The organism is Vibrio sp. RC586 (assembly GCF_000176715.1).
GTDB lineage: Bacteria > Pseudomonadota > Gammaproteobacteria > Enterobacterales > Vibrionaceae > Vibrio.
In genome coordinates this window covers 555,562-581,371 of sequence record NZ_ADBD01000013.1, presented here as the reverse complement: position 1 = coordinate 581,371, position 25,810 = coordinate 555,562, and the positions used below count along the sequence as shown (strand labels likewise).

At 45.5% G+C, this 25,810-nt stretch carries 23 protein-coding genes; 15 read left to right on the top strand and 8 right to left on the bottom strand.

The genetic code is table 11. The features are described 5' to 3' along the window. The gene (locus tag VOA_RS02975; RefSeq protein ID WP_000354566.1) at positions 1-879 is read right to left on the bottom strand and encodes a LysR family transcriptional regulator; all 879 of its coding nucleotides are present in this window, start codon (positions 877-879) and stop codon (positions 1-3) included. Positions 880-993: 114 nt separating this feature from the next. On the opposite strand from VOA_RS02975, the gene VOA_RS02980 reads away from it, so the two are divergent. Further along, positions 994-1,416 (top strand): CidA/LrgA family protein, encoded by a 423-nt coding sequence (locus tag VOA_RS02980; RefSeq protein ID WP_001191087.1) that lies wholly within the window; start codon positions 994-996, stop codon positions 1,414-1,416. Between the two features lie 5 nt (positions 1,417-1,421). After that, positions 1,422-2,111, top strand: coding sequence for an LrgB family protein (locus VOA_RS02985; protein ID WP_000107907.1), 690 nt, complete (start codon positions 1,422-1,424; stop codon positions 2,109-2,111). 74 nt (positions 2,112-2,185) lie between these two features. Here VOA_RS02985 and fldA read toward each other — a convergent pair whose 3' ends face one another. The 3 genes from fldA to VOA_RS03000 all read right to left on the bottom strand — a co-directional run bounded on the left by fldA (position 2,186) and on the right by VOA_RS03000 (position 3,849). Continuing rightward, positions 2,186-2,713 carry a flavodoxin FldA gene (gene fldA / locus VOA_RS02990; RefSeq protein WP_000179036.1) on the bottom strand — a complete coding sequence of 176 codons (528 nt, stop codon included), beginning with the start codon at positions 2,711-2,713 and terminating at the stop codon, positions 2,186-2,188. 45 nt (positions 2,714-2,758) lie between these two features. Beyond that, positions 2,759-2,980: a DUF2788 domain-containing protein gene (locus tag VOA_RS02995; protein ID WP_000965049.1), complete on the bottom strand. Its 222-nt coding sequence runs from the start codon at positions 2,978-2,980 to the stop codon at positions 2,759-2,761. Positions 2,981-3,060: 80 nt separating this feature from the next. Then, positions 3,061-3,849 (bottom strand): alpha/beta fold hydrolase, encoded by a 789-nt coding sequence (locus VOA_RS03000; protein ID WP_001275045.1) that lies wholly within the window; start codon positions 3,847-3,849, stop codon positions 3,061-3,063. A gap of 92 nt (positions 3,850-3,941) precedes the next feature. Between VOA_RS03000 and seqA the strand changes: the two genes are divergently transcribed. Then, complete coding sequence (seqA, locus tag VOA_RS03005) at positions 3,942-4,478, top strand: replication initiation negative regulator SeqA (protein ID WP_000848404.1); 537 nt, start codon at positions 3,942-3,944, stop codon at positions 4,476-4,478. A gap of 108 nt (positions 4,479-4,586) precedes the next feature. Further along, positions 4,587-6,233 carry a phosphoglucomutase (alpha-D-glucose-1,6-bisphosphate-dependent) gene (gene pgm / locus VOA_RS03010; RefSeq protein ID WP_001240744.1) on the top strand — a complete coding sequence of 549 codons (1,647 nt, stop codon included), beginning with the start codon at positions 4,587-4,589 and terminating at the stop codon, positions 6,231-6,233. A gap of 48 nt (positions 6,234-6,281) precedes the next feature. Here pgm and VOA_RS03015 read toward each other — a convergent pair whose 3' ends face one another. Next, on the bottom strand, positions 6,282-7,040 hold the full coding sequence (locus tag VOA_RS03015; protein WP_000420688.1) for a DUF1853 family protein: 759 nt from the start codon (positions 7,038-7,040) through the stop codon (positions 6,282-6,284). An 88-nt stretch (positions 7,041-7,128) separates the two neighbouring features. Here VOA_RS03015 and VOA_RS03020 point away from each other — a divergent pair, with 88 nt between their 5' ends. After that, positions 7,129-7,887, top strand: a complete 759-nt coding sequence (locus VOA_RS03020) for a Nif3-like dinuclear metal center hexameric protein (RefSeq protein ID WP_001061708.1) — start codon at positions 7,129-7,131, stop codon at positions 7,885-7,887. Between the two features lie 54 nt (positions 7,888-7,941). Here VOA_RS03020 and VOA_RS03025 read toward each other — a convergent pair whose 3' ends face one another. Further along, positions 7,942-9,231 carry a citrate synthase gene (locus tag VOA_RS03025; protein ID WP_000763929.1) on the bottom strand — a complete coding sequence of 430 codons (1,290 nt, stop codon included), beginning with the start codon at positions 9,229-9,231 and terminating at the stop codon, positions 7,942-7,944. 395 nt (positions 9,232-9,626) lie between these two features. On the opposite strand from VOA_RS03025, the gene sdhC reads away from it, so the two are divergent. The 8 genes from sdhC (at position 9,627) to sucD (ending at position 19,200) form a co-directional block, all read left to right on the top strand. After that, the gene (gene sdhC / locus VOA_RS0118655; protein WP_005510227.1) at positions 9,627-10,019 is read left to right on the top strand and encodes a succinate dehydrogenase cytochrome b556 subunit; all 393 of its coding nucleotides are present in this window, start codon (positions 9,627-9,629) and stop codon (positions 10,017-10,019) included. Next, positions 10,013-10,357, top strand: coding sequence for a succinate dehydrogenase, hydrophobic membrane anchor protein (gene sdhD / locus VOA_RS03030; protein WP_000238619.1), 345 nt, complete (start codon positions 10,013-10,015; stop codon positions 10,355-10,357). Before sdhC ends, sdhD begins: the two co-directional genes overlap by 7 nt. Next, positions 10,358-12,124, top strand: a complete 1,767-nt coding sequence (gene sdhA, locus VOA_RS03035; RefSeq protein WP_000155077.1) for a succinate dehydrogenase flavoprotein subunit — start codon at positions 10,358-10,360, stop codon at positions 12,122-12,124. It abuts the gene before it with no gap. A gap of 14 nt (positions 12,125-12,138) precedes the next feature. Continuing rightward, on the top strand, positions 12,139-12,849 hold the full coding sequence (locus VOA_RS03040) for a succinate dehydrogenase iron-sulfur subunit (RefSeq protein WP_000772965.1): 711 nt from the start codon (positions 12,139-12,141) through the stop codon (positions 12,847-12,849). Between the two features lie 88 nt (positions 12,850-12,937). Then, positions 12,938-15,748, top strand: a complete 2,811-nt coding sequence (gene sucA, locus VOA_RS03045) for a 2-oxoglutarate dehydrogenase E1 component (protein ID WP_000551466.1) — start codon at positions 12,938-12,940, stop codon at positions 15,746-15,748. Positions 15,749-15,776: 28 nt separating this feature from the next. After that, positions 15,777-16,991: a 2-oxoglutarate dehydrogenase complex dihydrolipoyllysine-residue succinyltransferase gene (gene odhB / locus VOA_RS03050; RefSeq protein ID WP_000151232.1), complete on the top strand. Its 1,215-nt coding sequence runs from the start codon at positions 15,777-15,779 to the stop codon at positions 16,989-16,991. 170 nt (positions 16,992-17,161) lie between these two features. Continuing rightward, the gene (gene sucC / locus VOA_RS03055; protein WP_001048577.1) at positions 17,162-18,328 is read left to right on the top strand and encodes an ADP-forming succinate--CoA ligase subunit beta; all 1,167 of its coding nucleotides are present in this window, start codon (positions 17,162-17,164) and stop codon (positions 18,326-18,328) included. Beyond that, the gene (gene sucD / locus VOA_RS03060; RefSeq protein WP_000025475.1) at positions 18,328-19,200 is read left to right on the top strand and encodes a succinate--CoA ligase subunit alpha; all 873 of its coding nucleotides are present in this window, start codon (positions 18,328-18,330) and stop codon (positions 19,198-19,200) included. Before sucC ends, sucD begins: the two co-directional genes overlap by 1 nt. Positions 19,201-19,286: 86 nt before the next feature. Here sucD and znuB read toward each other — a convergent pair whose 3' ends face one another. Further along, positions 19,287-20,069: a zinc ABC transporter permease subunit ZnuB gene (gene znuB, locus VOA_RS03065; protein WP_032468414.1), complete on the bottom strand. Its 783-nt coding sequence runs from the start codon at positions 20,067-20,069 to the stop codon at positions 19,287-19,289. Next, positions 20,062-20,850: a zinc ABC transporter ATP-binding protein ZnuC gene (gene znuC, locus VOA_RS03070; protein WP_000996137.1), complete on the bottom strand. Its 789-nt coding sequence runs from the start codon at positions 20,848-20,850 to the stop codon at positions 20,062-20,064. Before znuC ends, znuB begins: the two co-directional genes overlap by 8 nt. A gap of 82 nt (positions 20,851-20,932) precedes the next feature. Here znuC and znuA point away from each other — a divergent pair, with 82 nt between their 5' ends. Beyond that, positions 20,933-21,817, top strand: a complete 885-nt coding sequence (gene znuA / locus VOA_RS03075; protein ID WP_000937632.1) for a zinc ABC transporter substrate-binding protein ZnuA — start codon at positions 20,933-20,935, stop codon at positions 21,815-21,817. 201 nt (positions 21,818-22,018) lie between these two features. Further along, entirely contained in the window at positions 22,019-25,363 is a 3,345-nt protein-coding gene (locus VOA_RS03080; RefSeq protein ID WP_009356142.1) for a helix-turn-helix domain-containing protein, read from the top strand. Positions 25,364-25,810: the final 447 nt, after the last annotated feature.

Sequence of the window (25,810 nt, the reverse complement as noted above, 5' to 3'; positions counted from 1 at the left end):
TTAGAGACTCTGACGGCGGCATAAGGCAATCCAAGCTTCTGCCGTTTTTGAAACATAACGTTCACGATGCCAAACCACGCCCAAACGCCAATCTATGATGGGAGTAATAGGGTAGATTAAAACTCCATCCCCTTGAATTCTTTGGCAAAGTGGTGCAGGAATAAAGCACACGCCAACCCCGCTTTTGACTAATGCGACCAAAAAATCCCACTGGCTACTGCGTGCGGCGACTTGTGGCGTATAGCCCGCAGCTTGGCAACAGGTATCAATGTGGTCACTTAGAGTAAATTCATGGGTAAACAGATAGAACGGCTCTTGGCTGAGTTGCGTCCAACGAAGCGTATTTTGTTCACGCCAACGGGGAATATCTGGCACCACAGCAAAAATGGGGTAATGATCGAGAGCAATGGTGTTGAGATCGGGATGTTGATTAGGAGAAAGCATGGTCACTGCTACGTCAATCTCGCCATCCAGTATCGCTTGCTCTATTTTGCGTCCACCATATTCGACCACGGTTAATTCTACGTTGGGGTAAGTTTGGCGGTATTGGCGGAAAAGCCGTGCGTAAACATGCCCAACCATGGGCGGGATCCCCAGACGTAAATGCCCGCGCTGTAACTGATTAAGGTCTGTCAGTTCCGCTTCTAATTGCTGCATTTGAGTCAAAATCTGTTGTGCTCTTTGATAGACGATTTCCCCCGCTTCAGTCAGCCAAAAACGTCGGCCTTCTCGATGCAATAGCGGCTGTTCTAACTCCTGCTCCAAATTACGGATCATCTTACTGATGGTAGGTTGGGTCACAAACAGGCGTTCAGACGCTTTGGTAAAACTTTGTTGATTGATTAATTCAACGAAGTAGCGCAGAGCCCGGATATCCATGTGTTACCTCTTGTATGCCTAAATGGCATGAATTCGATAAATTTAAGTCATTTTATGCCGGTATTGCTCAAGAATACAATGTGACTTAGTTCTCATTGTTTTAAGGCAATTTCCATGCAATCGCTCAAGCATAGCCTGTTGATCATTATTCAAGTAGCACTCCTATCACTGATTTGGTTTTTCTCCGATTGGTTGGTCACTCAGTTTCATTTGCCTTTACCAGCGAATCTAACGGGTATGCTGCTTTTGCTACTTCTTGTTGTGATTAAAGTGGTGAATGTGGAATGGTTTCGCCGTGGAGCTAGTTGGCTATTGGCAGAAATGCTGCTGTTTTTTGTGCCTGCCGTAGTGGCGGTGGTGAATTACCAAGATTTGATGCGACAAGAAGGGATGAAAATAGGTGTGGTGCTCGTGGTGAGTACCATCTTGGTGATCGCTAGTACGGCTTGGGTTGTTGATAAAATGCATCGAGTTGAGCTGGTTTTAGCCAAACGTAAACGTCGTCAAATGGCTCTGGCTCGCAGCGTGGAGAAATAAAATTCATGTCGACTTCCTTGCTCAGCCTATTTTGTTTTTTGTTAACGCTGTTGTTTTACTACGCGAGTAAGTTTCTCTATCGGCGTAAACGCAGTTTATTCCTCATGCCATTGTTACTGGCTCCACTTCTATTAGTTGCCGTAGTGATGTTTTTCCACATTCCATACCAAGCGTATATGGCGGATGCACACTGGCTTTTATGGTTACTTGGTCCCGCCACGGTGGCTTTTGCGGTTCCGGTTTACGATAACCGAAGTTTATTGCGCCAGCACTGGCTATCCTTGTCCGTAGGGGTCATGGTGTCTGTTTTTATGGCGATCTCGAGTACGGTATTATTGGCGCGTTGGCTTCATCTTCCTGAGTTGTTACAGCGCAGTCTCGCTATGCGTTCGATCACGACTCCTTTTGCGGTGGAAGCAACAAAATCGATTGGTGGGCAAAGTGATCTAACCGCACTGTTTGTGGTACTGACAGGGGTAATCGGCATGGCCGTGGGTGAGGTAATCCTCACGGTACTTTCTATTCGCTCTCGCTTGGGGAAAGGGGCTAGCTTGGGGGCTTCAGCACATGGCGCTGGCACTGCAAAAGCTTATCAAATTGGTAATTCAGAAGGTGTGGTGTCAAGCGTTGTGATGATGCTGGCGGGCATGGTGACTGTGGTGATTGCCCCTTGGGTGGGACACTGGTTCTGGTAATTTTTGGGATTGGGCGAATTCACAGATAAAAAATCCCCTGTAGGTCAGGGGATTTTTTAGTTTAATACTGAAAATTAGTCTTCAAGTTCAGCGAGACACATCTCTTCATAAACTTGGTTAACCCATTTGGTTACGCGTTGCTCAGTCAGTTCAGGTTGGCGATCTTCATCGATACACAGACCGACAAAGTGGTTTTCATCAACCAGAGCTTTAGATGCTTCGAAATCGTAGCCTTCTGTTGGCCAGTGACCGACAATCGTCGCACCCTTAGCTTGAATGATGTCACGAACAGTGCCCATCGCATCACAGAAGTACTCTGCGTAATCTTCTTGGTCGCCACAACCAAAAATAGCCACAAGCTTAGTTGAGAAATCAATGGCTTCCAGCTCAGGGAAAAAATCGTCCCAGTCACACTGTGCTTCACCGTAGTACCAAGTTGGGATGCCCAACAACAGCAGGTCGAAGTTATTGATGTCTTCTTTACTGCTTTTGGCAATATCTTGTACGTGAACGAGTTTTTTACCGAGTTGTTTTTGAATCATCTTTGCAATTGCTTCGGTGTTGCCGGTGTCGCTGCCAAAGAAGATACCTACACTTGCCATAGAGTCATTACCTTTAGATTGTTATGTTGCGAAGCCTTGTTGAGCTTAACCTAGCCCACTGCCTTCCCAAGTCAATTGAATTATGCCTTTGGCGACAAAGCCTGCGCACCCTAAAAAGAGAACTAACCACACAATACGACGCCCGAAAGCCGGAACATTGCCTTGTTTCAACACATCTTTAATTGCCATGCCGATCAGGAAAAAGATCGAAGCAAACAGCAGATCGAGTCCCACCGACTCCAACATGTTCATATAGTCGTAAAGCATGATATTCCTTTATGCCAAATTGCTTGCGCGCACTATACCACTGTTATCCGACAAAGTTAATGCGCCGAATGTTTCTCAATTCACACTTGTTTGTCGGGTACGGGAACATCAATAAACTTGCGTATGGCACGCAGCACTTCAGCTGGTTTCTCTGCATGTAACCAGTGACCTGTGTTGGCAATCACATGGGCTTTAACTTGGCTAAATTGGGACTGAACCATAGGCTGATGTTGAGTAGTCAGATAATCGGAATCCGCACCTTTGATAAATAGGGTGGGAATTTGGCATTTGGCGATAATGTCCCATCCGAGAATTTCCGCATAATGTGCTTTCAAAGCTGCAACATTGAAACGCCATGTCATCACGTTCTGATCCGACATCAAAGATTTGCCGAGAAACTGGCGTACACCTTCCATTTCTATATGTTGAGCAAGAATTGACATCACTTCACTGCGCGACGTTGGTTTCTGCGCTAACACGGCATCCAGTCCGGCAAACACATTATCGTGACGACGTTGGGTATAAGCGACGGGCGACATGTCTAAAACCACCAATTGGCGAATTTTCGGTGCCGCGATATCGGCTAATTTCATTGCCACTTTACCGCCCATCGAGTGGCCAATCACAATGACAGAATTGAGGTTAAGGTGCTCAAGTAACTGATTCACATCTTGTGCCATCAGCGCATAGTGGTGTTCATCACTGTGGAAGGAGAGCCCGTGGTTACGAAGATCCAGACTCAGTACCTGATGATCGTTTTTTAGATCGCGCGCAAGCAAGCCCAGATTATCTAAGCTGCCGAATAGACCGTGGATCAGAACAACAGTCTGTCCATTGCCCTCTAGTTTGTAATTTAGAAGTGCTGACATTTTATCTTATTAGTGATTGGTTTAACGTAGAGTCTCAGTAAAGATCTCGCTATAATCCCCGAAAGTTTAAACATAGAGATTGTGAAAAGCGAATGAAAACAATTGAGGTTGATGAGGATCTATACCGTTACATTGCGAGCCAGACTCTGCATATTGGTGAAAGTGCCTCCGATATTTTGCGTCGTCTTCTCAATGTGGATGGTAGTGAGTTAGCCACTGCTACACCTGTTGTTGAGCCTAAAGGCATTGTGGTGAGCAAAGACGCAGCGTTAGATACCAAAATTGATGGTGTGAAAGAGATGCGTTCACTGCTGATTTCCGATGAATTTGCAGGCCTGAAGAATGCGATCGACCGTTTTATGCTGGTGCTGTCTACTCTTCATCGCATCGACTCTGCGAGCTTTTCTGAAGCGACTATGGTGAAAGGTCGTAAGCGTGTTTATTTTGCAGATAATGAACAGACTTTGTTAGCCAGTGGGCAAACCACCAAACCGAAAGCGATTCCTAATACACCGTTTTGGGTGATCACCAATAACAATACCAGCCGCAAGCAACAAATGGTGGAACAGGTAATGGTGCGTATGGGTTTCCCGAGCGACATTATTGAGAAAGTTACCCATTCTATTTGATTTTTGCTGATTACAGCCCAAAACTCTGATTCAAGCCTCATAATGTGCAGCGTTACGCCGCTATTATGAGGTTTTATTTTATGTGAAATTTAAAGAAAGGATGTCACTATGGCTATGCACCCTCGTGCAGGACAAAAGGCGCGACAAGAGGATCTCTACAATATCCCTGCGCTAGTTGCAAATTATTACCTACTCCAGCCAGAAGCTGGAAATACGGCGCATAAAGTTGAATTTGGTACATCGGGACACCGAGGTACTGCGGATAAAACTACCTTTAATGAACATCATATTCTTGCGATTGCACAAGCGGTAGCGGATGTACGCCGTGAGCATGGCGTGACCGGTCCGATCTTCATTGGTAAAGATACTCATGCGCTGTCTGAACCTGCATTTAGCAGCGTTCTAGAAGTGTTGATTGCCAATGGCATCGAAGTGATTGTTCAAGAAAATAACGGTTACACTCCAACCCCAGGCATTTCACACGCCATTTTAACGTACAACCTGAAGCATTCAGATAAAGCAGACGGTATTGTAATTACGCCTTCGCACAACCCACCACAAGACGGTGGTATCAAATACAATCCACCACACGGTGGTCCTGCAGAAGGTGAGCTAACCCAAGCGATTGAAGATCGTGCTAATGCTTACATCAGTCAGCAGCTTGTTGGTGTAAAACGCATGCCGATTGCTTTGGCAAAACAATCTTCTTTACTCAAGCAAGTCGATTTGGTTAAGCCTTACGTTGATGATCTGGTCAATGTGATCGACATGGCTGCAATTCAAAAAGCCAAGCTCAAAATGGGTGTTGATCCACTGGGTGGCAGTGGTATCGATTACTGGCGTCAAATTGGCAAAGCTTACAAACTCGATTTAACGCTGGTCAGTGAAGCCATTGATCCAAGCTTCCAATTCATGTCATTAGATAAAGATGGCGTGATCCGCATGGATTGTTCTTCACCTTATGCAATGGCTGGTTTGCTGTCGCTAAAAGATGAGTACGATTTAGCTTTTGGCAACGATCCTGATTACGATCGTCACGGCATTGTTACGCCAAAAGGTTTGATGAATCCTAACCACTTCCTCGCGGTATGCATTGATTATCTGTACCGCCACCGTAAGGGGTGGGCAGAGAATGTTGCGGTGGGTAAAACGCTCGTTTCCAGCGCCATGATTGATAAAGTTGTTGCCGATCTAGATCGTGAACTGTGTGAAGTGCCAGTGGGCTTCAAATGGTTTGTCGATGGTTTGTACTCTGGTCGTTTTGGTTTTGGCGGAGAAGAGAGCGCAGGTGCCTCTTTCTTGCGTCAAGATGGGACACCTTGGTCCACCGACAAAGACGGTATCATTCTATGTTTGCTAGCAGCTGAAATTACTGCAGTAACGGGTAAGAACCCGCAGCAGTATTATGATGAGCTGGCGGCAAAACATGGTGACTCTCACTATAGCCGCATTCAAGCTGTGGCGAATGGCCCACAGAAAAATATACTGAAAAAACTGTCTCCTGAAATGGTTGCTGCACAAACACTAGCAGGAGATCCGATCACGGCTCGTCTGACTCATGCACCGGGTAATGGCGCGGCGATTGGCGGCCTAAAAGTGACTACGGACTACGGTTGGTTTGCGGCACGCCCTTCTGGTACTGAAGATATCTACAAGATTTATTGTGAGAGCTTCAAAGGCACCGAACACTTGAAACAGATTGAGTCAGAAGCGCGGCAGATTGTAAACCAAGTGTTTAAAGATGCGGGTTTATAATCAATTGTGATGAGATGAATAAGGGGCGATGATATCGCCCCTTTACTTTTATAACGCTAAAATATTCGGCCACTGATCAGGCACGATAAACCAGAACCTCCCTGATTCAGATTGGCAATGCATAAACTCTTCTACGTGTTCATTATAACGTTCAGAATTAGTTTGACGTCCCGTCAACCAATCTGCTTTCTCAAGCAGATACAAAGGTTCATCAATTAAATGTCGCTCACGCTGAAAACACCAATAACCTTGAATTTGGCTTGCATTGAGCGTGTAACCAAGGCAATCCGTCGGAATTGGCTCATCAGAGAAAGGATTAGTATAAAGACGGCCTTGCATTAGTAAGTGTTGTGATGCCCCGGCCCATAATGGATGTTTTTCTAGAAATAGAGGGTTTTGAGACAGAGAAAGCTGTTGGTTAAGCATATAATCGAGCTTGATATCCAAACGGTCTTCAGGATTAGGTCCGTACCATAGCCCTTGGTGAAGCAGATAGAATTTGATGGCCACTTCCCAATGCTCGTAGTGTTCTGTTTTACGGTTTTTAGCTAAAAAATCCAATGAACCAACCGTTTTACCCTCATCAATTAACTGAATTTCTTCTGAAACGGCATTGTAAAATGGGGTTGCGGTGAATAATTGAGCACAGAGATGCTGATAAAGAAAACCTAAGCGTGGGTTTCCTTGGTAGTCAGGCCAAGTTTCTCGCGTTGTTTTGCTAAATGGTGCTTTGCCAACTAAAGGCGCTTTGGCTTGAAACAGGGCAGGGGTGCGATTCACCCAATCCATTAAGTGTTTTAACTCCATTTTATCTTCCCACTCTTTTCACATATTTCGACATTCTAGCCTGAAATTGTTATAACCACGCCACCTCTGTTGCTCAATGGATTACAAGATGAACAATTTACAGCTAGAAGCTTTGCTAAATGAGACATTGTCCCCACAGTTAATTAAAGATTATTGTCCTAACGGTTTACAAGTCGAAGGTAAAACGAAAGTAAAACGAATTGTCACTGGGGTGACGGCTAGCTTGGCTTTAATTGAAGCTGCGATTGAGCTGAAAGCCGATGCGCTATTGGTTCATCACGGCTATTTTTGGAAAAGTGAGTCTGAGGCGATTCGCGGCATGAAAGGCCGCCGCATTCGAGCCCTGATCCAAAATGATATTAATCTGTATGCGTACCACCTGCCTTTAGATATCCATCCACAATTGGGCAACAATGCGCAGCTCGCGCAGCGACTCGGGATTATCGTTGAAGGCGGTTTGGAAGGACATTCACAATCGGTGGCAATGTTTGGGCGTTTTTCTCAGCCATTAACGGGGCAAGAATTGGCAAATCGGATTGGACAAGCGCTGAATCGCCCGCCTCTGCATATCGCTCCTGATCAAGCAGAGAAACCGATCGAAACCGTTGGCTGGTGTACCGGTGGTGGACAAGATTACATTGAGTTGGCCGCGAGTCGAGGTTTAGATGCGTTTATTTCTGGAGAAATCTCGGAGCGTACGACGTATTCGGCACGAGAACAGCAAATACATTATTTTGCCGCAGGTCACCATGCTACAGAGCGCTATGGGATTAAAGCGTTAGGGGAATGGCTCGCGGAAAATCACGGTTTTGATGTGACCTTTATTGATATTGATAATCCAGTTTAGAGCAATAAAAAAGAGCGAGATTTCCTCGCTCTTTTGTTTTTTCTAAATCATGCACTAGCTGCGTTCATGCAGTGGAGTGAAATCACGTAGTTTTTGACCTGTGTACAGCTGACGTGGGCGACCGATACGGTTGTCTGGATCGCTGTGCATTTCATTCCAGTGTGCAATCCAACCGATGGTACGAGACATCGCAAAGATCACGGTAAACATTGAGATTGGAATACCGATCGCTTTCAAAATGATGCCTGAGTAGAAATCGACGTTTGGATAGAGTTTCTTCTCGATGAAGTACTCATCAGACAAAGCAATACGCTCAAGCTCCATGGCGACATCGAGCAGCGGATCTTGAATGCTCAATTCTTTAAGCACTTCATGGCACGCTTCACGCATTACCGTTGCGCGTGGATCGTAGTTTTTGTAAACGCGGTGACCAAAGCCCATCAGACGGAATGGATCATCTTTGTCTTTCGCTCGTCTTACGTACTCGGGGATCTTGTCAACAGAGCCGATCTCTTCCAGCATACGCAAACAAGCCTCGTTTGCTCCACCATGCGCAGGCCCCCAGAGAGAAGCGATACCAGCAGCAATACAAGCAAATGGGTTTGCACCGGATGAACCAGCCAAACGCACCGTCGAGGTGGAAGCATTTTGCTCATGGTCAGCATGTAGCGTGAAAATCTTATCCATAGCACGAGCTACGATAGGATTCACTTCATATTCTTCACAAGGTGTGGCAAACATCATGTGCAGGAAGTTTTCCGCATAGCTTAAATCGTTACGTGGGTAGATAAACGGTTGACCAACCGAATATTTGTAACACATTGCAGCCAGAGTCGGCATTTTTGAAAGCAGACGATAAGCCGCAATTTCTCGGTGTGTGTCGTTATTGATATCGAGTGAATCGTGATAGAAAGCGGCTAACGCACCAACCACACCACACATGACAGCCATAGGGTGAGCATCACGGCGGAAACCGTGGAAAAAGCTCGCTATTTGCTCATGCACCATGGTGTGGCGAGTAACGATTTTCTTGAATTCTTCATATTGCTTACGATTAGGGGCTTCACCGTAAAGAAGGATGTAACAAACTTCCAAGTAATCAGCGTTATTGGCTAACTGATCGATAGGGTAACCGCGGTGCAACAAAATGCCCTTAGCGCCATCGATATAAGTAATTTGAGATTCACAGGATGCAGTGGCAAGAAAACCCGGGTCAAAAGTAAAGTAACCGTTTGAGCCTAAAGTACGAACGTCAATTACTTGTGGACCAAGAGATCCATCCATAATTGGCAATTCGATCGGCGCTTTACCTTCGATGTGAAGGGTCGCTTTCTTATCCGCCATAACCATCTCCTTTGTTTATTATTTAATCCGTCCAGGATGTTTTGTGTGTGATTCTTGTACGTCCGATCTTAATTAAAGTCAATGATTCTACTCTGATGTGTGCACTCACTTTGATTTTTTATACGTATAAAGTTAAAAATCTGTTCTGTGTAGCAAAAATTGTTACAGCAATTGTATTAGAATGTTGCGGTCCGTATAGTGACACAGAAAATTCTGTGAGAGACCTTATAAATTCAAGCCTAGAAAGAAATTCAGCTTATGAATTTAAGACTTGAGTGTAACATTTAAACTACAATTAACTCGCCAATTTGGTGGTCGAAATGTTGATTAAATGTTAAATTATGCGCATTATCGACCAGAATTCATCCATAACTATAAATGCTCAATGGAGCTGAGTGAGCAAGCCCGTGAAAGAAAGAAAGTCAAGACCTGTTAATTTAGATTTGCAGACCATCCACTTTCCGATCTCAGCAATCGCATCCATCCTCCACCGTGTGTCGGGGGTGATTACGTTTGTTGCGGTTGGGATTTTGCTTTGGTTGCTATCCCTCTCTCTATCCTCACCTGTCGGATTCATGGAAGCGAGCAACATTGTTGACAGCTTTCTAGTGAAGTTCGTGCTGTGGGGAATCCTAACTGCTCTGGCCTATCACATTGCTGGTGGCATTCGTCATTTGTTGATGGATCTTGGCCATTTTGAAGAGCTGGAATCCGGTGCCACAAGCGCCAAGGTAGCTTTTGCTGCTACCGCTGTATTGTCTCTGCTGGCGGGGGTTCTGGTATGGTAAAACATGTTTCTTCGTTTGGTCGTAACGGTGTGCACGATTTTCTATTGATTCGTGCTTCGGCGATCATCATGGTGTTGTACACCATTTATATCGTAAGTTTTTGCGCGTTCACGGACATCTCGTATGTAGCGTGGACTCAGTTCTTTGGTAGCACTTTCACCAAAGTCTTCACAATGTTGGCATTAGTTTCAGTATTAATCCATGGCTGGATTGGCTTATGGCAAGTACTGACGGATTACATTAAGTGTTCCAAATTGCGTGCGGGACTACAGTTAGTTGTCATCGCGGTATTGCTTGGATACTTCTTCTCTGGCCTATTTGTATTGTGGGGTGCCTAAGTGACTATTCCAGTTCGTTCCTTTGATGCCGTTGTAATCGGCGCGGGTGGTGCAGGCATGCGCGCTGCACTACAAATTTCTGAGCAAGGTTTAACTTGTGCTCTGCTTTCAAAAGTGTTCCCAACTCGTTCACACACCGTATCAGCTCAAGGTGGTATTACTGTGGCGTTGGGTAACTCACATAAAGATGATTGGCAATGGCATATGTACGATACGGTAAAAGGCTCCGACTATATCGGTGACCAAAACGCTATCGAATACATGTGTAAAAATGGCCCTGAATCTGTGATTGAACTTGAGAAAATGGGTCTACCATTTTCTCGTTTCGAGAACGGCACTATTTATCAGCGTCCTTTTGGCGGTCAGTCAAAAGAGTTTGGTGGTGAGCAAGCGGCGCGTACGGCAGCAGCAGCAGACCGTACGGGCCATGCTTTATTGCACACGCTTTATCAACAAAACGTTAAACATAAAACCACCATTTTCTCTGAATGGTATGCACTGGATTTGGTGAAAAACCAAGATGGTGCGGTGCTCGGTTGTACCGCTATCTGTATGGAAACTGGCGAAATTTGCTATTTCAAAGCCAAAGCGACTGTACTTGCTACGGGTGGTGCTGGTCGTATTTACGCTTCAACGACTAACGCACACATCAATACCGGTGATGGTGTTGGTATGGCATTGCGTGCTGGCGTACCAATGCAAGATATGGAAATGTGGCAATTCCACCCAACGGGTATCGCTGGTGCAGGTGTACTGGTTACTGAAGGTTGCCGTGGTGAAGGTGGCTATCTACTGAATAAAGACGGCGAACGTTTCATGGAACGCTACGCGCCGAATGCCAAAGACTTGGCAGGTCGTGACGTGGTTGCTCGTTCAATGATGATCGAAATCCGTGAAGGTCGTGGTTGTGACGGCCCTTGGGGGCCACACATCAAACTGAAACTGGATCACTTAGGTCGTGATGTATTGGAATCACGTCTACCGGGTATCTGTGAACTATCACGTACCTTTGCTCACGTTGATCCAGTGAAAGAGCCAATTCCAGTTATTCCAACCTGTCACTACATGATGGGTGGTGTACCAACACAAGTTTCTGGCCAAGCTATTAAGCAAGACAGAAGTGGTAAAGATGTTGAGGTTCAAGGTCTGTTCGCTTGCGGCGAGATCGCCTCTGTATCGGTACACGGTGCGAACCGTTTAGGCGGTAACTCACTGCTTGACCTCGTGGTATTTGGTCGTGCTACAGGTCTGCATCTTGGTGAAACTCTGCGTGCTCAAGCAGAAGCTCGCCCAGCAACCGCATCGGATATCGAAGCTTCTCTGACTCGTACCATGCGCTGGGAAAACAGCAAAGGTGGCGAAGACCCAGTTGTTATCCGTAAAGATCTGCAACGCTGCATGCAAAATAACTTCTCGGTATTCCGTGAAGGTAAAGCGATGGCCGAAGGTCTTGAAGAGTTGAAAGTGATTCGCGAACGCCTGAAAGATGCACATCTTGCTGATAAATCGTCAGAATTCAACACTCAGCGTATCGAATGTTTAGAGCTGGATAACCTGATGGAAACAGCGTTTTCTACTGCTGTGGCGGCAAACTATCGCACGGAAAGCCGTGGTGCTCATGCTCGCTTCGACTATCCAGATCGTGACGATGAAAACTGGCTGTGTCACTCAATCTACAATCCGGAAACGGAACAGATGAGTAAACGTGATGTGAATATGACACCTGTTCACCGTGACCCGTTCCCGCCTAAAGTGCGTTCATATTAAGGGAGGTACTCAAAATGAAACTCAACTTCTCTTTATATCGCTACAATCCGGATGTGGATGCTAAGCCATACATGAAAGACTACATTCTTGAAGTAGAAGAAGGGTCTGACATGATGCTGTTGGATGCTCTGATTCTGCTCAAAGAACAAGATCCAAGTATTGCTTTCCGTCGCTCATGCCGTGAAGGTGTTTGTGGTTCGGACGGTCTGAATATGAATGGTAAAAATGGTCTGGCTTGTATCACGCCTCTGTCTGCACTAAAAGGCGACAAAATCGTGATTCGTCCACTACCGGGTCTACCTGTTATTCGCGACTTGATTGTCGACATGACTCAGTTTTACGATAACTATGCGAAAGTTAAGCCTTTCTTGATTGCAGATGATGCACTTCCTCCATCAAGAGAGAACTTGCAATCACCGGAAGAACGGGCACATTTAGATGGTCTGTACGAGTGTATTATGTGCGCTTGTTGTACGACTTCTTGTCCTTCATTCTGGTGGAATCCGGATAAATTTATCGGACCAGCAGGCTTGTTGGCGGCTTATCGTTGGTTGATTGACAGCCGTGATACGGCAACAGATGAACGCTTATCGAATCTTGATGATGCATTTAGCGTTTTTCGTTGCCACAGCATCATGAACTGTGTCAGTGTTTGTCCGAAAGGATTGAATCCGACGAAAGCGATTGGGCATATTAAGTCCATGCTGATCAATCGTTCAGTTTAGATTGAAAATTGCAGGCCTTCGGGCCTGCCTTTTATAGCTCGGCGATAAGACCGAAGCAAACGTGAAAACTACTGGTTAAGGGAAAAAAATGCACAACGGCGTGATGAAGGCATGGCTCGAGTCTTCACACTTGGCTGGCGCCAATGCAACTTACGTAGAAGACCTCTACGAACTGTATCTAAGTGATCCCGATCTGGTAAGTGAGGAGTGGAAACGTGTTTTTGATGGGCTGCCTGCGCACCCAACGAATGTGGTTGAACAACCACACTCACGCGTCCGTGACTACTTCCGACGACTCGCCCAAGAGACAAAGCATTACAATGTCCAAGTTAGTGATCCTGAAGTCGATGCAAAACAAGTCAAAGTACTGCAGCTAATTAACGCATACCGCTTCCGCGGTCATGAAGCTGCCAAGCTTGATCCCCTCGGTTTATGGAACCGTCCCGAAGTGGCGGAACTTAATCCCTCATTCCATAACTTGACCCAAGAAGATATGGAAGAAACTTTCAACGTGGGCTCTTTTGCAATCGGCAAAGACACGATGAAGTTGAAAGACATCTACCAATCTCTGCAAAAAATCTACTGTGGTTCTGTCGGTGCTGAATACATGCACATTACCGATACCGAACAAAAACGTTGGATTCAGCAGCGTCTTGAGCCAGTGATTGGTAATCCTGTATTCACGAAAGCAGAAAAACGTACATTCCTTGAAGAGCTCACTGCAGCCGAAGGTCTTGAGCGTTATCTTGGTGCAAAATTCCCAGGTGCTAAGCGCTTCTCTCTTGAAGGTGGTGATGCCTTAGTCCCAATGACCAAAGAATTGATCCGTCACGCAGGTGCCAGTGGCATGCGTGAAGTGGTTATTGGTATGGCACACCGCGGCCGCTTGAACATGCTGGTTAACGTTCTGGGTAAGAAACCTCAAGATCTGTTTGACGAGTTTGCAGGTAAGCACGGTGAAGGTTGGGGTACAGGTGACGTTAAATATCACCAAGGTTTCTCTGCTGACTTTGCGACACCGGGTGGTGACGTACACTTAGCGCTGGCCTTTAACCCATCGCACCTTGAGATTGTTAACCCAGTAGTAATGGGTTCAGTGCGTGCGCGCCAAGATCGTCTAGGCGATGAAGATGGCGGCAAAGTTCTTCCTATCACAGTTCACGGTGACTCAGCGATTGCGGGACAAGGTGTTGTAGCAGAAACCTTCAACATGTCACAAGCCCGTGGTTTCTACGTGGGTGGAACTGTGCGTATCGTGGTGAATAACCAAGTGGGCTTTACCACTTCAAACCCACGCGATACTCGTTCAACCATGTACTGTACCGATATTGCCAAGATGGTGCAGGCACCAATTTTCCACGTGAATTCAGATGATCCAGAAGCGGTGGCGTTTGTTACACGTTTAGCGTTGGATTACCGTAATGAATTCAAACGTGATGTGGTTATCGATCTGGTATGTTACCGCCGTCATGGTCACAACGAAGCGGATGAACCAAACGCAACTCAGCCGTTGATGTACCAAAAAATCAAAAAACACCCAACACCTCGTAAGCTGTATGCGGATGTGTTGACCGAACGTGGTGAATGTGATCTCGAAACCGCCACCCAATTGGTTAATGAATATCGCGATGCTTTGGACCATGGTGAAGTGGTAGTTAAAGAGTGGCGCCCTATGGCGATGCACTCGGTTGATTGGTCTCCATATCTTGGTCATGACTGGAATATTGCGTGGAATAACGAGTATGCGATGGATCGATTGCAAGATCTTGCTCGCCGAGTCTGCCAATATCCAGAAAGTCATGTTTTGCACAGCCGCGTTGAAAAGATCTATCAAGATCGTCTATCGATGATTTCAGGCGAGAAAATGCTGGACTGGGGGATGGCGGAAACGCTGGCTTACGCCACACTGCTTGATGATGGTAAACGCATTCGTATTTCTGGTCAGGATTCAGGCCGTGGTACCTTCTTCCACCGTCATGCTGTTTTGCACAACCAAAATGATGCCAGCACTTACATTCCTCTATCTCAAATTCATGCAGGCCAAGGCCCGTTTGAAGTATTTGACTCTGTGCTGTCAGAAGAAGCGGTATTGGCATTCGAATACGGTTACGCAACAGCAGAACCAGGCGGCTTAACCCTGTGGGAAGCGCAGTTCGGTGACTTTGCCAACGGTGCACAAGTGGTGATAGACCAGTTTATCTCCTCTGGTGAACAGAAGTGGGGCCGCTTATGTGGTCTGACTATGCTGCTGCCACACGGTTATGAAGGCCAAGGCCCTGAGCACTCATCAGCACGCTTAGAGCGTTATTTGCAACTGTGCGCTGAGCAGAACATGCAGGTGGTAATTCCATCTACGCCAGCTCAGGTTTACCACATGATTCGTCGCCAAGTGGTTCGCCCAATGCGTCGTCCACTAGTGGTAATGTCGCCTAAGTCTCTACTGCGTCATCCATTGTGTATATCAAGCATGGAAGATCTTGCTCACGGCACTTTCCAAGCTGCAATCGGTGAGATTGATGCATTGGATGCGGCACAAGTTAAGCGTGTTGTGTTCTGCTCCGGTAAGGTTTACTACGACTTGCTTGAACAACGCCGTGCGAATGAGCAGCAAGATGTGGCAATTGTTCGTATTGAACAGCTGTACCCATTCCCTCTGGAAGAAGTACAAGCGGCCATTGCGAATTACACCAATGTGGTGGATTACGTTTGGTGTCAGGAAGAGCCACAAAACCAAGGCGCTTGGTACAGTAGTCAGCACAATTTCCGTGCTGCGATTCCAGCGGGTGCAGATCTGAAATACGCAGGTCGTCCAGCTTCGGCATCGCCAGCGGTCGGCTATATGTCGGTGCACATGAAACAACAAAAAGCGTTGATTGAAGACGCTCTGACCCTAGCTTAAGAACTAGAAGTATAAGGAAGATACCATTATGACCATTGAAATTCTGGTTCCAGATTTGCCTGAATCAGTTGCGGATGCCACTGTTGCGACGTGGCACAAGAGACCGGGTGACTCGGTTGCTCGTGATGAAGTGATTGTTGAAATTGAAACCGACAAAGTGGTGCTGGAGGTTCCAGCACCAGAAGCGGGTGTTTTGGAAGCGATTCTGGAAGAAGAAGGCGCGACCGTTCTTTCTAAACAGCTGCTGGCTCGTTTGAAACTGGGTGCTGTTGCGGGTGAACCGACTCAAGATACGCCAGATGCTACTGAACCATCACCAGACAAACGTCATAAAGCGTCACTGACTGAAGAAAGCAATGATGCGCTGAGCCCTGCGGTTCGTCGTCTGCTAGCAGAACACAACTTGGAAGCTCACCAAGTGAAAGGTTCTGGTGTCGGTGGCCGTATCACTCGTGAAGACATCGAAGCACATTTGGCATCGAACAAAGCTAAGCCTGCTGCGAAAGCTGAAGCACCAGTTGCAGCTATCGCTCCAGTGGCTGGCCGTACAGAAAAACGCGTACCTATGACTCGTCTACGTAAGCGTATTGCTGAGCGTCTGTTGGAAGCGAAAAACAGCACTGCAATGCTTACTACGTTTAACGAAGTGAACATGAAACCGATCATGGATATGCGTAAGCAGTACCAAGACGTTTTCGAAAAGCGTCATGGTATCCGCCTTGGTTTTATGTCTTTCTATGTGAAAGCGGTGACTGAAGCGCTGAAACGTTACCCAGAAGTGAACGCATCTATCGATGGCGAAGATCTGGTTTACCACAACTACTTTGATGTGAGTATTGCCGTATCGACACCACGCGGTCTGGTAACGCCAGTACTGAAAAACTGCGATACCTTGAGCTTGGCGCAAATTGAAAAAGGTATCAAAGAGCTGGCAGAAAAAGGCCGTGACGGTAAATTGACCGTAGACGAGCTGACTGGCGGTAACTTCACTATCACCAACGGTGGTGTGTTTGGTTCACTGATGTCTACGCCAATCATCAACCCACCACAAGCGGCTATTCTGGGTATGCATAAGATCCAAGACCGCGCGATGGTGGTGGACGGTAAGATTGAAATCCTGCCGATGATGTATCTGGCGCTGTCTTATGACCACCGTTCAATCGATGGTCGTGAGTCTGTTGGTTTCCTAGTGACTGTAAAAGAATTGCTAGAAGATCCAGCACGTCTACTGCTCGATGTTTAAACAATTGATGACTCAGATTTCTGAGTGATTGATTGACAAGGGTCGGACACGCTCAACGTCCGACCTGGCTTTGGCCAAAGATTGGCTACTCGCTCAAGAGTGACCCTACAAACGTAAAGTTCAGATGAGCTGAGCTCTATGGAAGAACAATAAACAAATGGAACAACACAATGAATTTGCATGAATATCAAGCTAAACAGCTGTTTGCAGAATTCGGTTTGCCTGTACCGGAAGGTTATGCTTGTGATACGCCACAAGAAGCGTTTGAAGCTGCAGGACGCATCAGCACAGCGAAGAAAGTCGTAAAATGTCAAGTTCACGCAGGTGGACGTGGCAAAGCAGGTGGCGTTGAACTGCACGATACTAAAGATGGAGTAAAAGCTTTTGCACAAAAGTGGCTAGGTAAAAACCTAGTAACTTATCAAACAGATGCGAATGGCCAACCTGTTTCAAAAATCCTGGTTGAAGAAGCATCTAACATCGCGAATGAACTCTATCTGGGTGCGGTTGTTGACCGTTCTACTCGCCGTATCGTTTTCATGGCATCGACTGAAGGTGGTGTGGAAATTGAGAAAGTCGCAGAAGAAACTCCAGAACTGATCCACAAAGCAGCGATCGATCCACTGGTTGGCCCTCAAGCCTACCAAGGCCGTGAGTTGGCGTTTAAGCTGGGCCTGCAAGGTGACCAAATCAAACAGTTCGTGAAAATTTTCATGGGCTTGGGTGAAATGTTTGCTCAATACGACCTCGCGCTGCTGGAAATCAACCCGCTGGTGATTACGGCTGAAGGCAATCTGCTGTGTCTAGACGGTAAGATCAACATCGACTCAAATGCGATGTACCGCCAACCAAAACTGCGTGAAATGCACGATGCTTCTCAAGAAGATGCTCGTGAAGCGCATGCGGCTAAATGGGAACTTAACTACGTTGCGTTGGATGGTAACGTAGGTTGTATGGTTAACGGTGCTGGCCTAGCAATGGGTACCATGGACATTGTTAACTTGCACGGCGGAAAACCAGCAAACTTCCTCGATGTAGGCGGTGGCGCGACAAAAGAGCGCGTTGCAGAAGCATTCAAGATCATTTTGTCTGATACCAATGTAAAAGCAGTACTGGTTAACATCTTTGGTGGCATTGTGCGCTGTGACATGATTGCAGAAGGCATTATCGGTGCGGTTAAGGAAGTTGGCGTAAGCGTTCCTGTGGTTGTGCGTCTTGAAGGCACAAACGCAGAACTTGGACGTAAAGTACTGGCAGAATCTGGTCTAGATATTATTGCAGCTGTATCTCTGACAGACGCAGCTCAAAAAGTAGTTGCCGCGGCGGAGGGCAAATAATGTCGATTCTTATCAATAAAGACACTAAAGTCATTTGTCAGGGTTTCACTGGTGGGCAAGGTACTTTCCACTCTGAACAGGCGATTGCTTATGGTACACAAATGGTTGGCGGTGTATCGCCAGGTAAAGGTGGTACAACTCATCTAGGTTTGCCTGTATTTAATACGGTTCGTGAAGCCGTTGAAGTGACTGGCGCAACTGCCACAGTTATCTACGTACCAGCACCATTCTGTAAAGATGCGATTCTGGAAGCGATCGACGCGGGCATCAAGCTGATCGTGACGATCACCGAAGGTATTCCAACCACTGACATGATTGATGTCAAAGTGAAGCTGGAACAGACTGGTGTTCGTATGATCGGCCCGAACTGCCCAGGTGTGATCACGCCTGACGAATGTAAGATTGGCATCATGCCAGGACACATTCACAAGAAAGGTAAAGTGGGTATCGTTTCTCGCTCTGGTACTTTGACTTATGAAGCGGTTAAGCAAACCACAGACGAAGGTTTCGGCCAGTCTACTTGTGTAGGTATCGGTGGCGACCCAATTCCTGGTTCAAACTTCATCGATATCCTGAAGATGTTCCAAGAAGATCCAGCGACAGAAGCGATTGTGATGATCGGTGAAATCGGCGGTACTGCAGAAGAAGAAGCGGCTGCCTTTATCAAAGCTAACGTCACAAAACCTGTGGTTTCTTATATCGCAGGTGTAACGGCTCCTCCGGGCAAACGTATGGGTCATGCTGGTGCGATCATCTCTGGTGGTAAAGGTACTGCTGAAGAGAAATTCGCAGCGCTTGAATCTGCGGGCGTGAAGACAGTAAAAAGTCTTGCAGATATCGGCAAAGCACTGCGTGAAGTAACTGGCTGGTAGTCTACCGCTATTACTTATTCAGATGATAAAAAACCCCGAACAAAGTTCGGGGTTTCTTTTTTACCAAAGTTAAATTGGATAAGGCGTTATGCAACTCGTTTAAATTGAGTGAGTACAAATAAAGCTGCGGCAGAGACGACCACCGAAGGACCCGCTGGAGTATCAAAATGCCAAGATAGAGCAAGGCCGCCCAGTACACTCACCATGCCGATCAATATTGCCCAAAATGCCATGGCTTCAGGGGTGCGTGAAAGGCAACGAGCCGTTGCGGCAGGGATAATCAATAGCGATCCCATAATCAAAGCACCGACAAATTTCATACCTACAGCAATTACTAAACCAATCAGTAGCATCAAGATCAAACGCATTAGGTCAGTGTTGGTTCCTTCAACAAAAGCCAGCTCTTCATTCACACTAGTGGCTAAAAGGGGTTGCCAAAGCAGATAAACAATCAGGCTCACCGTCGCTACACCTAACCAGATAAAGGTAAGATCTGACGGGCTAATCGCAAGTAAGTCACCAAATAGATAGCTCATCAAATCGATGCGGACATTATCGAGAAAACTCACCGCAATCATACCGAGCGATAACGCACTGTGCGCCATAATGCCCAAAAGTGTATCGGTCGCGATGAGTTTTTGCTTTTGCATTGCGACTAAAATTGCTGCCATACCTAAACAGCAAACTAACAAGGCGAGATACAAATTGATATTGAGTAAAAAACCCAGCGCTAGGCCAAGTAAGGATGCGTGCGCAAGGGTATCTCCGAAATAGGCCATTCTGCGCCACACAACAAATGAGCCTAATGGACCAGCAATAATGGCAATACCAAGACCGGCGAGCAGAGACGGCAAAAGAAATTCAATCATGTTTGTGGTGACCATGTGAGTGGTGTGAGCAAGCACTTGCTTTGCCTTTAACCGGTAAGCCGGATAAGTCGTGGTGGTGATGTTCGTGGTGATGTTGATAAAAAGCGAGAGTTTCTCGGCTACGATGGCCAAACATCGCCAAATAACTTGGGTGTTTAGCAATGCTCTCTGGTGAGCCGGAGCAGCAAACATGGTGTTGCAAACAGATCACTTCATCCGTTTTTGCCATAACCAAATGTAAATCGTGCGAAACCATTAACACCGCACAGCCAAAGCAGTTACGTAAAGTATGAATAAGATCGTACAAGTCGATTTGTCCTTGTACATCCACACCTTGTGCGGGTTCATCCAACACGAGCAAATCGGGCCTTTGCAACAATGCTCTTGCCAGTAACACACGTTGTGTTTCACCGCCTGATAATTTGTGCATGTCATTGTGCTGCAGATGCTCACCGCCGACCAATCTCAAAGCTTCAGTTAATTCTTGTGCACTAAAACGTCCCGCAAGTTTCAGGAAACGATTGACGGTGAGAGGCAATGTGTCGTTGAGTTTGAGTTTTTGCGGTACATAGCCGATGCGAATACCTGCTTGGCGGATAATTTTTCCTGAGTTAACCGTTTGTAATCCCAAGATCACTCTCACTAAAGTGGATTTACCTGCACCATTGGGACCGATAAGCGTAGTAATGTTGCCTTTGCTGAGATTTAAACGAATATTGTCAAGAACGCGTCGTTGATCAAAGTCGACGCAGATGTCCTGCAACTCAATCAGAATAGCCATGAATAGAACTCATTTGCAAAATGGTCATGTTATAAAGTAACATTTCGGCTCAATAAAAGCCACTAACTGGAGTGCGGCAACCATGTTACCGAGATTTCTTTTACTGAGTGTCGTTGCACTGTTTGCGAAAACAGCCAGTGCAATTGAGGTGCTCACGAGCATCAAACCGATACAGATGATCACTTATGAATTGATGCTGGGCACTGGAACACCTGATGTTCTTTTGCCATCAGGTGCTTCGCCGCATGATTATGCGCTCCGTCCTTCAGATGTAAAGCGGATTCAACAGGCTGATTTGGTTATTTGGTTTGGTCAGGATCTCGAACCCTTTATGAGTAAGTTATTAGCTGATCGTCAGTCTACTTTGACATTAAGCCAAATCCCCAATTTAGCCCTCCACGAATACAGTGAAGAAGGGGAGCACGATCATAATGGACATCATCATGGAAGCCATGATCCGCATTTCTGGCTGGGGGTAGAGCAAGCTGGGCAAGTCGCTAGTGCCATAACTGAACGACTAATTGCACTGGATGAAGCTAATCAACAACAATATCAAGATAATCTTGTTCGTTTTTTAGCGACTCTGGCAGAGCAAGACAATGTCATTGGTGAGAAGTTAAAACCAGTGACCACAGTCCCTTATTATGTTTTTCATGATGCTTATGGTTATTTTGAACGGAATTTCTCTCTTAATAATCTTGGACACTTCACCGTGAGTCCGGAGAGAAAACCTGGTGCGAAAACGTTGATTACTATTAAGCAGACCTTGAATAGTCAAGCTGTGAAGTGTGTTTTTGCAGAACCACAATTTGAACCTGCGATTATAGAATCAGTGGTTAGGGGGACGTCTGCAAAAATTGGTACGCTTGATCCACTAGGAAGCGCTATTGAAGTTAAGTCAGGAAGCTATTTTTTATTTCTTAACCAGTTAGCGGATAGTTACAATGCTTGTCTCTCACAAATGTGAGCGGTTGAGAAGGTAGATAAAAGATTTAAATGCGGCTTTAGCCGCATTTTTTCTTCAATAAACACAAAAAACACCCGCTTTCTCTACCTTTCAAACTGCATCAAATCATGGTATTCGCTAGAATGCATGTGAATTTGTGCTCTCATCCACTCTAAATCCTATAAAGCATGAATCATTGAATTATTGCTGACAGGGGAACTTGTGTTTCGCTCATTACTCTATGGCTGCTTGCTGAATCTTATTATTTCTTCCATGGTATTGGCTTTTGATAAGTCCATGTCTGTTTTTTACCCTTTGCCTCTCCAGGAGCAGGGGAAGGTTATCGTTGCTCAAAATCTTTACTTAGGTAGCGATGGCGGAATTTGGATTCATGATGTCGATGGGAAGGTTGTATTTTTTGATGGGCAAAATATCCTACCTCAACGCGGCTCGGTATTACCTTTGACATCCAGTCAGATCGTTTACGCAAATAGTGCATTCTGGACTTTTGAACAGCACGAATTGTTTCGAACTTATCCGAATGGACAAAAGGAGTTGATGTTAAGTTTAACTCCTGGAATTCAAATCAATCAGATCGGCGCATCAAACGGCATGATCTGGATGACGGACAGTGAGAATTTTTATAGCTATGAGATCCGCAGCGGTCGGATTTATTCCCTGTCGCTGCACGAATTATATCAACTCAATAGCGCTAATAAATTAGTGATCAATGATGCTCAATACATGGTCTCAAAATGGGCTCTGGCAACGAATGTTGGGGTATATGTATCTGAAGAACAAGGTTTTGAGCATGTAAAAAAATCTGGAAAGCACTATATCCAGAAACTCTATTTTTCTCATAAGAGGCGAGAGCTATTGGTCGGCACTCGAAATGGTGCATTACTGATTGATATTGAGAATAAACGTTCTTTACCAGAACGAATCGGTTCTTCACATGTTCTTTCTATTGCGGAAACAGAGAAAGAATATTGGGTTGGGACGGAGGATGGCCTTTTTGTTTACTCTTTCATTACTGAAAAAGTGGTGCAATTAGAAAGTAATCGTAGCGGTGACTATGCACTATTAGGCCGGAAAATTTATGCTATGGTAAATGATTTCCAAGGTGGGATGTGGATTGCAACCGATCAAGGGATCTTTTACTACTCCTTGTTTGGTCAACAGTTTACGCGTTATGCCGCACAATCACTGTCTAGTGATGGGAGTAAGGCTCAGCTCAGAAAAATCAAAGCATGGAGTTCTGAAGGTGACTACTTAGCTATTACCCAACAAGGGCTCTATAACTTTAAATTTTCCGATGAACTGCGAAAGCATCTTATCTATCCTGGTGAAATTAACGATTTTACTGTTTCGGGAGAGCATGTTTGGATCGCAACAGGGAAGGGAGTCGTTCGATATAACCTAAACCAACGGATTATCGATACTCCACAACTGCCTATGCCATTACTACAAACAGCCGTTGAACATTTAACGGTGGATAGCCAAGGTAATTTGTGGGGGTCAAGTAGCAACCAAATTTGGTCATATTCTCCGACTGATCATACGTACACTGATTATGGTGCAGAGTGGATGGTGAAAAAATACTCACCATCAAGAATTACTCTACTTGCTTCCGCGGATCGCGGTATTGTGATTGGTACTGAACATGGGGCTTATTCCTTGTTTGGCAAGCAGATCCGCTTTGATTTCTCGAGTCATCGTTATGGAGAGATTATTCAGGTATTGCCTCATACCGATGGGGATATTTGGGTTGTTGGGGCATATGGAGTCTTCCTGTGGAGAAAAGATCAACCCGAGGCCGAACCAATAGATCTAATTGAGGAGAATATCCGGCCACTTTGTATTGCTGAGTCAGAGCAAGGGATATGGCTTATTTCTTCTAAAGGCATTAGTCATTACCAGTCACAAGGTCAGCTACAGAAACATTTTGGTGCGCCTTATGGTTTGATTAGTAATGAGTTCTTATCTTCATCTTGTTCTGTGGGTAATAATCAAGATTCTTCTCTTATCATTGGCTCACAGCTTGGTGTAGTCAGGGCAAACACCGAAGAATTAGCGGTTTCCAATATACCGAATATTCAAGTGATGTTTAGCCAAGTGAGCGTTAACCATATTACGAAGCTGCTTGGCTATCGAGCCTCTAGCCCATTGAAAATCGCCTATGGGGATGCCATCAGTTTTCAATTTGGTGCTTTGCCTTCTTCACGCAATCAGTCATTAGAGTACAAGCTTAATGATGAAGGTCAGTGGCAGCGATTTGATTGGGCTTTGTTGAGTTTTGACCAACTTTTACCAGATAAGTACCGCTTGAGAGTGCGCAGTGCAAACCCAACACAGCGATATCGGACCGAGGCTTTGTTTGATTTTGAAGTGATGCAGCCTTGGTATATGACTTCATTTGCTATCTTAGGGTATGCGGTTACGCTTTTGGGCGCATTAGCATTGGCTTTTTGGTGGCGCACTCGAATGATACTCAGAGCAAACCGAAAACTGAAAGCTCAAGTCGAGTTAAAAACGAGTCAGTTGCGACACCAAAGTAAAATAGTGTTGAGTAATAACCATCAATTACGCAAGCAGCTTCAAGTACATCATAATATCTTAGGTAAAGTATTAGATAGTATAGATCCTTCACTACGTCACATTGCTTCTCATGCCAAAGTCAGAGGGTGGACGGAGTTTGACACGCCATTTTCTAAGATGAAGCAGGAGCTAGCTCAGTTGCAGTTTATGCATCGTGGAGATGTGGAAGAGAGTAAAAAACACGATTTACATCTCTTGATTGAGTCTGCGCTAAAAAGTTGGCAGGAAGAATACAGCAAAGCCCTAATTAAACTTACCTACGTTGGTGAAACTCGCTTTATCGAAGTTCGCCAATTTAATCTTGATGTTTTATTCAATGCACTATTAACCGATGCCATCAAGCGTTTGTATAAGCATCAAGAATTGAGTATTCGACTCGAAGCCAGAGAGACTCAAGCTGTGGTGGTTTTCTCTGATTATGGTGCTCCCGCTGAGAATCTTGAAACGATACAAGTTAATTTGACGAGGTTCGGTTCTTACCCGTTCCATGAGTTAGTGAACCGAAGTGGAGGTGAATTAAGGGTATTGGCATTGCGAGAGCGTAATGTGATTGAGCTCGCTTGGCCATTAACAACGATCACTGATATCGAGTCGTTTAAAATGGATGAGAGCGAACTTGAAGATAAGCCAAGCCTCGATAGTGTGGATCAAGAGTGGCTGAGTAAAATCGAGAAACTGATTGAACAGAATTACAGTGACCCTAACTTCACCACATCCAGCGCCGCGAAATCTCTGTATGTGTCGGAGCGTAGCTTACAACGCCGTTTTAAAGCAGTGACGGGTAGAACTTTTAAAGAGTTTCTTAATGAAGTTAGGCTAGAAAAAGCGTGCCAGAGTTTACTCGGTGGCACCAAAATCGCTCAGGCTGCCTTTGATAGCGGATTTAATGATCCCTCTTATTTCAGCCAACGTTTCAAACATCATTTTGGTTTATCACCAAGTCAATTCATTGAAGATCGAGAAGTCTAGATTATCGACAATAATAGCTATACGTTGGTGTGGTTGTGGTTGTGGTTGTGGTTGTGGTTTTGTGGATTGGCTTGATGTGGGAAGAGATGAAAAAAAATATCGTGGTATAGCCGGGGGGACTATACCACGGGTGTCAACGACACCTTCGCTTGCTGCCGGAGTGATATGACATAGTCATATCACCTCTGGAATTCTTGTCTCTAGGAGGGATGTCCTTTCAACGAGTTCACTATATCGCTATCCACTTATTTCACTTATAAAATTAACGACAACCTCATGTAGAAAAACGACAATCCTTTTTTCATCATATAATTTGTTGTTTTTAAAGAATTATTTTTGTTGTGTCGTTTTTGTCACCCTGATTTAATCTTGGCTAAGTTTTTTCTTCCGATGGCTTTGACGTTTTTGACGAGAATTGTTTTGACGAAAATAACGTAGTGGTTACTC

What these genes read in the sequence shown, in the direction of transcription:
- seqA (WP_000848404.1), top strand. Translation starts at nt 3,942, where the DNA reads ATGAAAACAATTGAGGTTGATGAGGATCTATACCGTTACATTGCGAGC.
- znuB (WP_032468414.1), bottom strand. Translation starts at nt 20,069, where the DNA reads ATGATTGAATTTCTTTTGCCGTCTCTGCTCGCCGGTCTTGGTATTGCC.
- znuA (WP_000937632.1), top strand. Translation starts at nt 20,933, where the DNA reads ATGTTACCGAGATTTCTTTTACTGAGTGTCGTTGCACTGTTTGCGAAA.
- odhB (WP_000151232.1), top strand. Translation starts at nt 15,777, where the DNA reads ATGACCATTGAAATTCTGGTTCCAGATTTGCCTGAATCAGTTGCGGAT.
- pgm (WP_001240744.1), top strand. Translation starts at nt 4,587, where the DNA reads ATGGCTATGCACCCTCGTGCAGGACAAAAGGCGCGACAAGAGGATCTC.
- sucA (WP_000551466.1), top strand. Translation starts at nt 12,938, where the DNA reads ATGCACAACGGCGTGATGAAGGCATGGCTCGAGTCTTCACACTTGGCT.
- VOA_RS02985 (WP_000107907.1), top strand. Translation starts at nt 1,422, where the DNA reads ATGTCGACTTCCTTGCTCAGCCTATTTTGTTTTTTGTTAACGCTGTTG.
- sucD (WP_000025475.1), top strand. Translation starts at nt 18,328, where the DNA reads ATGTCGATTCTTATCAATAAAGACACTAAAGTCATTTGTCAGGGTTTC.
- VOA_RS02995 (WP_000965049.1), bottom strand. Translation starts at nt 2,980, where the DNA reads ATGCTTTACGACTATATGAACATGTTGGAGTCGGTGGGACTCGATCTG.
- sucC (WP_001048577.1), top strand. Translation starts at nt 17,162, where the DNA reads ATGAATTTGCATGAATATCAAGCTAAACAGCTGTTTGCAGAATTCGGT.
- fldA (WP_000179036.1), bottom strand. Translation starts at nt 2,713, where the DNA reads ATGGCAAGTGTAGGTATCTTCTTTGGCAGCGACACCGGCAACACCGAA.
- VOA_RS02975 (WP_000354566.1), bottom strand. Translation starts at nt 879, where the DNA reads ATGGATATCCGGGCTCTGCGCTACTTCGTTGAATTAATCAATCAACAA.
- sdhD (WP_000238619.1), top strand. Translation starts at nt 10,013, where the DNA reads ATGGTAAAACATGTTTCTTCGTTTGGTCGTAACGGTGTGCACGATTTT.
- VOA_RS03025 (WP_000763929.1), bottom strand. Translation starts at nt 9,231, where the DNA reads ATGGCGGATAAGAAAGCGACCCTTCACATCGAAGGTAAAGCGCCGATC.
- VOA_RS03000 (WP_001275045.1), bottom strand. Translation starts at nt 3,849, where the DNA reads ATGTCAGCACTTCTAAATTACAAACTAGAGGGCAATGGACAGACTGTT.
- VOA_RS02980 (WP_001191087.1), top strand. Translation starts at nt 994, where the DNA reads ATGCAATCGCTCAAGCATAGCCTGTTGATCATTATTCAAGTAGCACTC.
- VOA_RS03015 (WP_000420688.1), bottom strand. Translation starts at nt 7,040, where the DNA reads ATGGAGTTAAAACACTTAATGGATTGGGTGAATCGCACCCCTGCCCTG.
- VOA_RS03020 (WP_001061708.1), top strand. Translation starts at nt 7,129, where the DNA reads ATGAACAATTTACAGCTAGAAGCTTTGCTAAATGAGACATTGTCCCCA.
- znuC (WP_000996137.1), bottom strand. Translation starts at nt 20,850, where the DNA reads ATGGCTATTCTGATTGAGTTGCAGGACATCTGCGTCGACTTTGATCAA.
- VOA_RS03040 (WP_000772965.1), top strand. Translation starts at nt 12,139, where the DNA reads ATGAAACTCAACTTCTCTTTATATCGCTACAATCCGGATGTGGATGCT.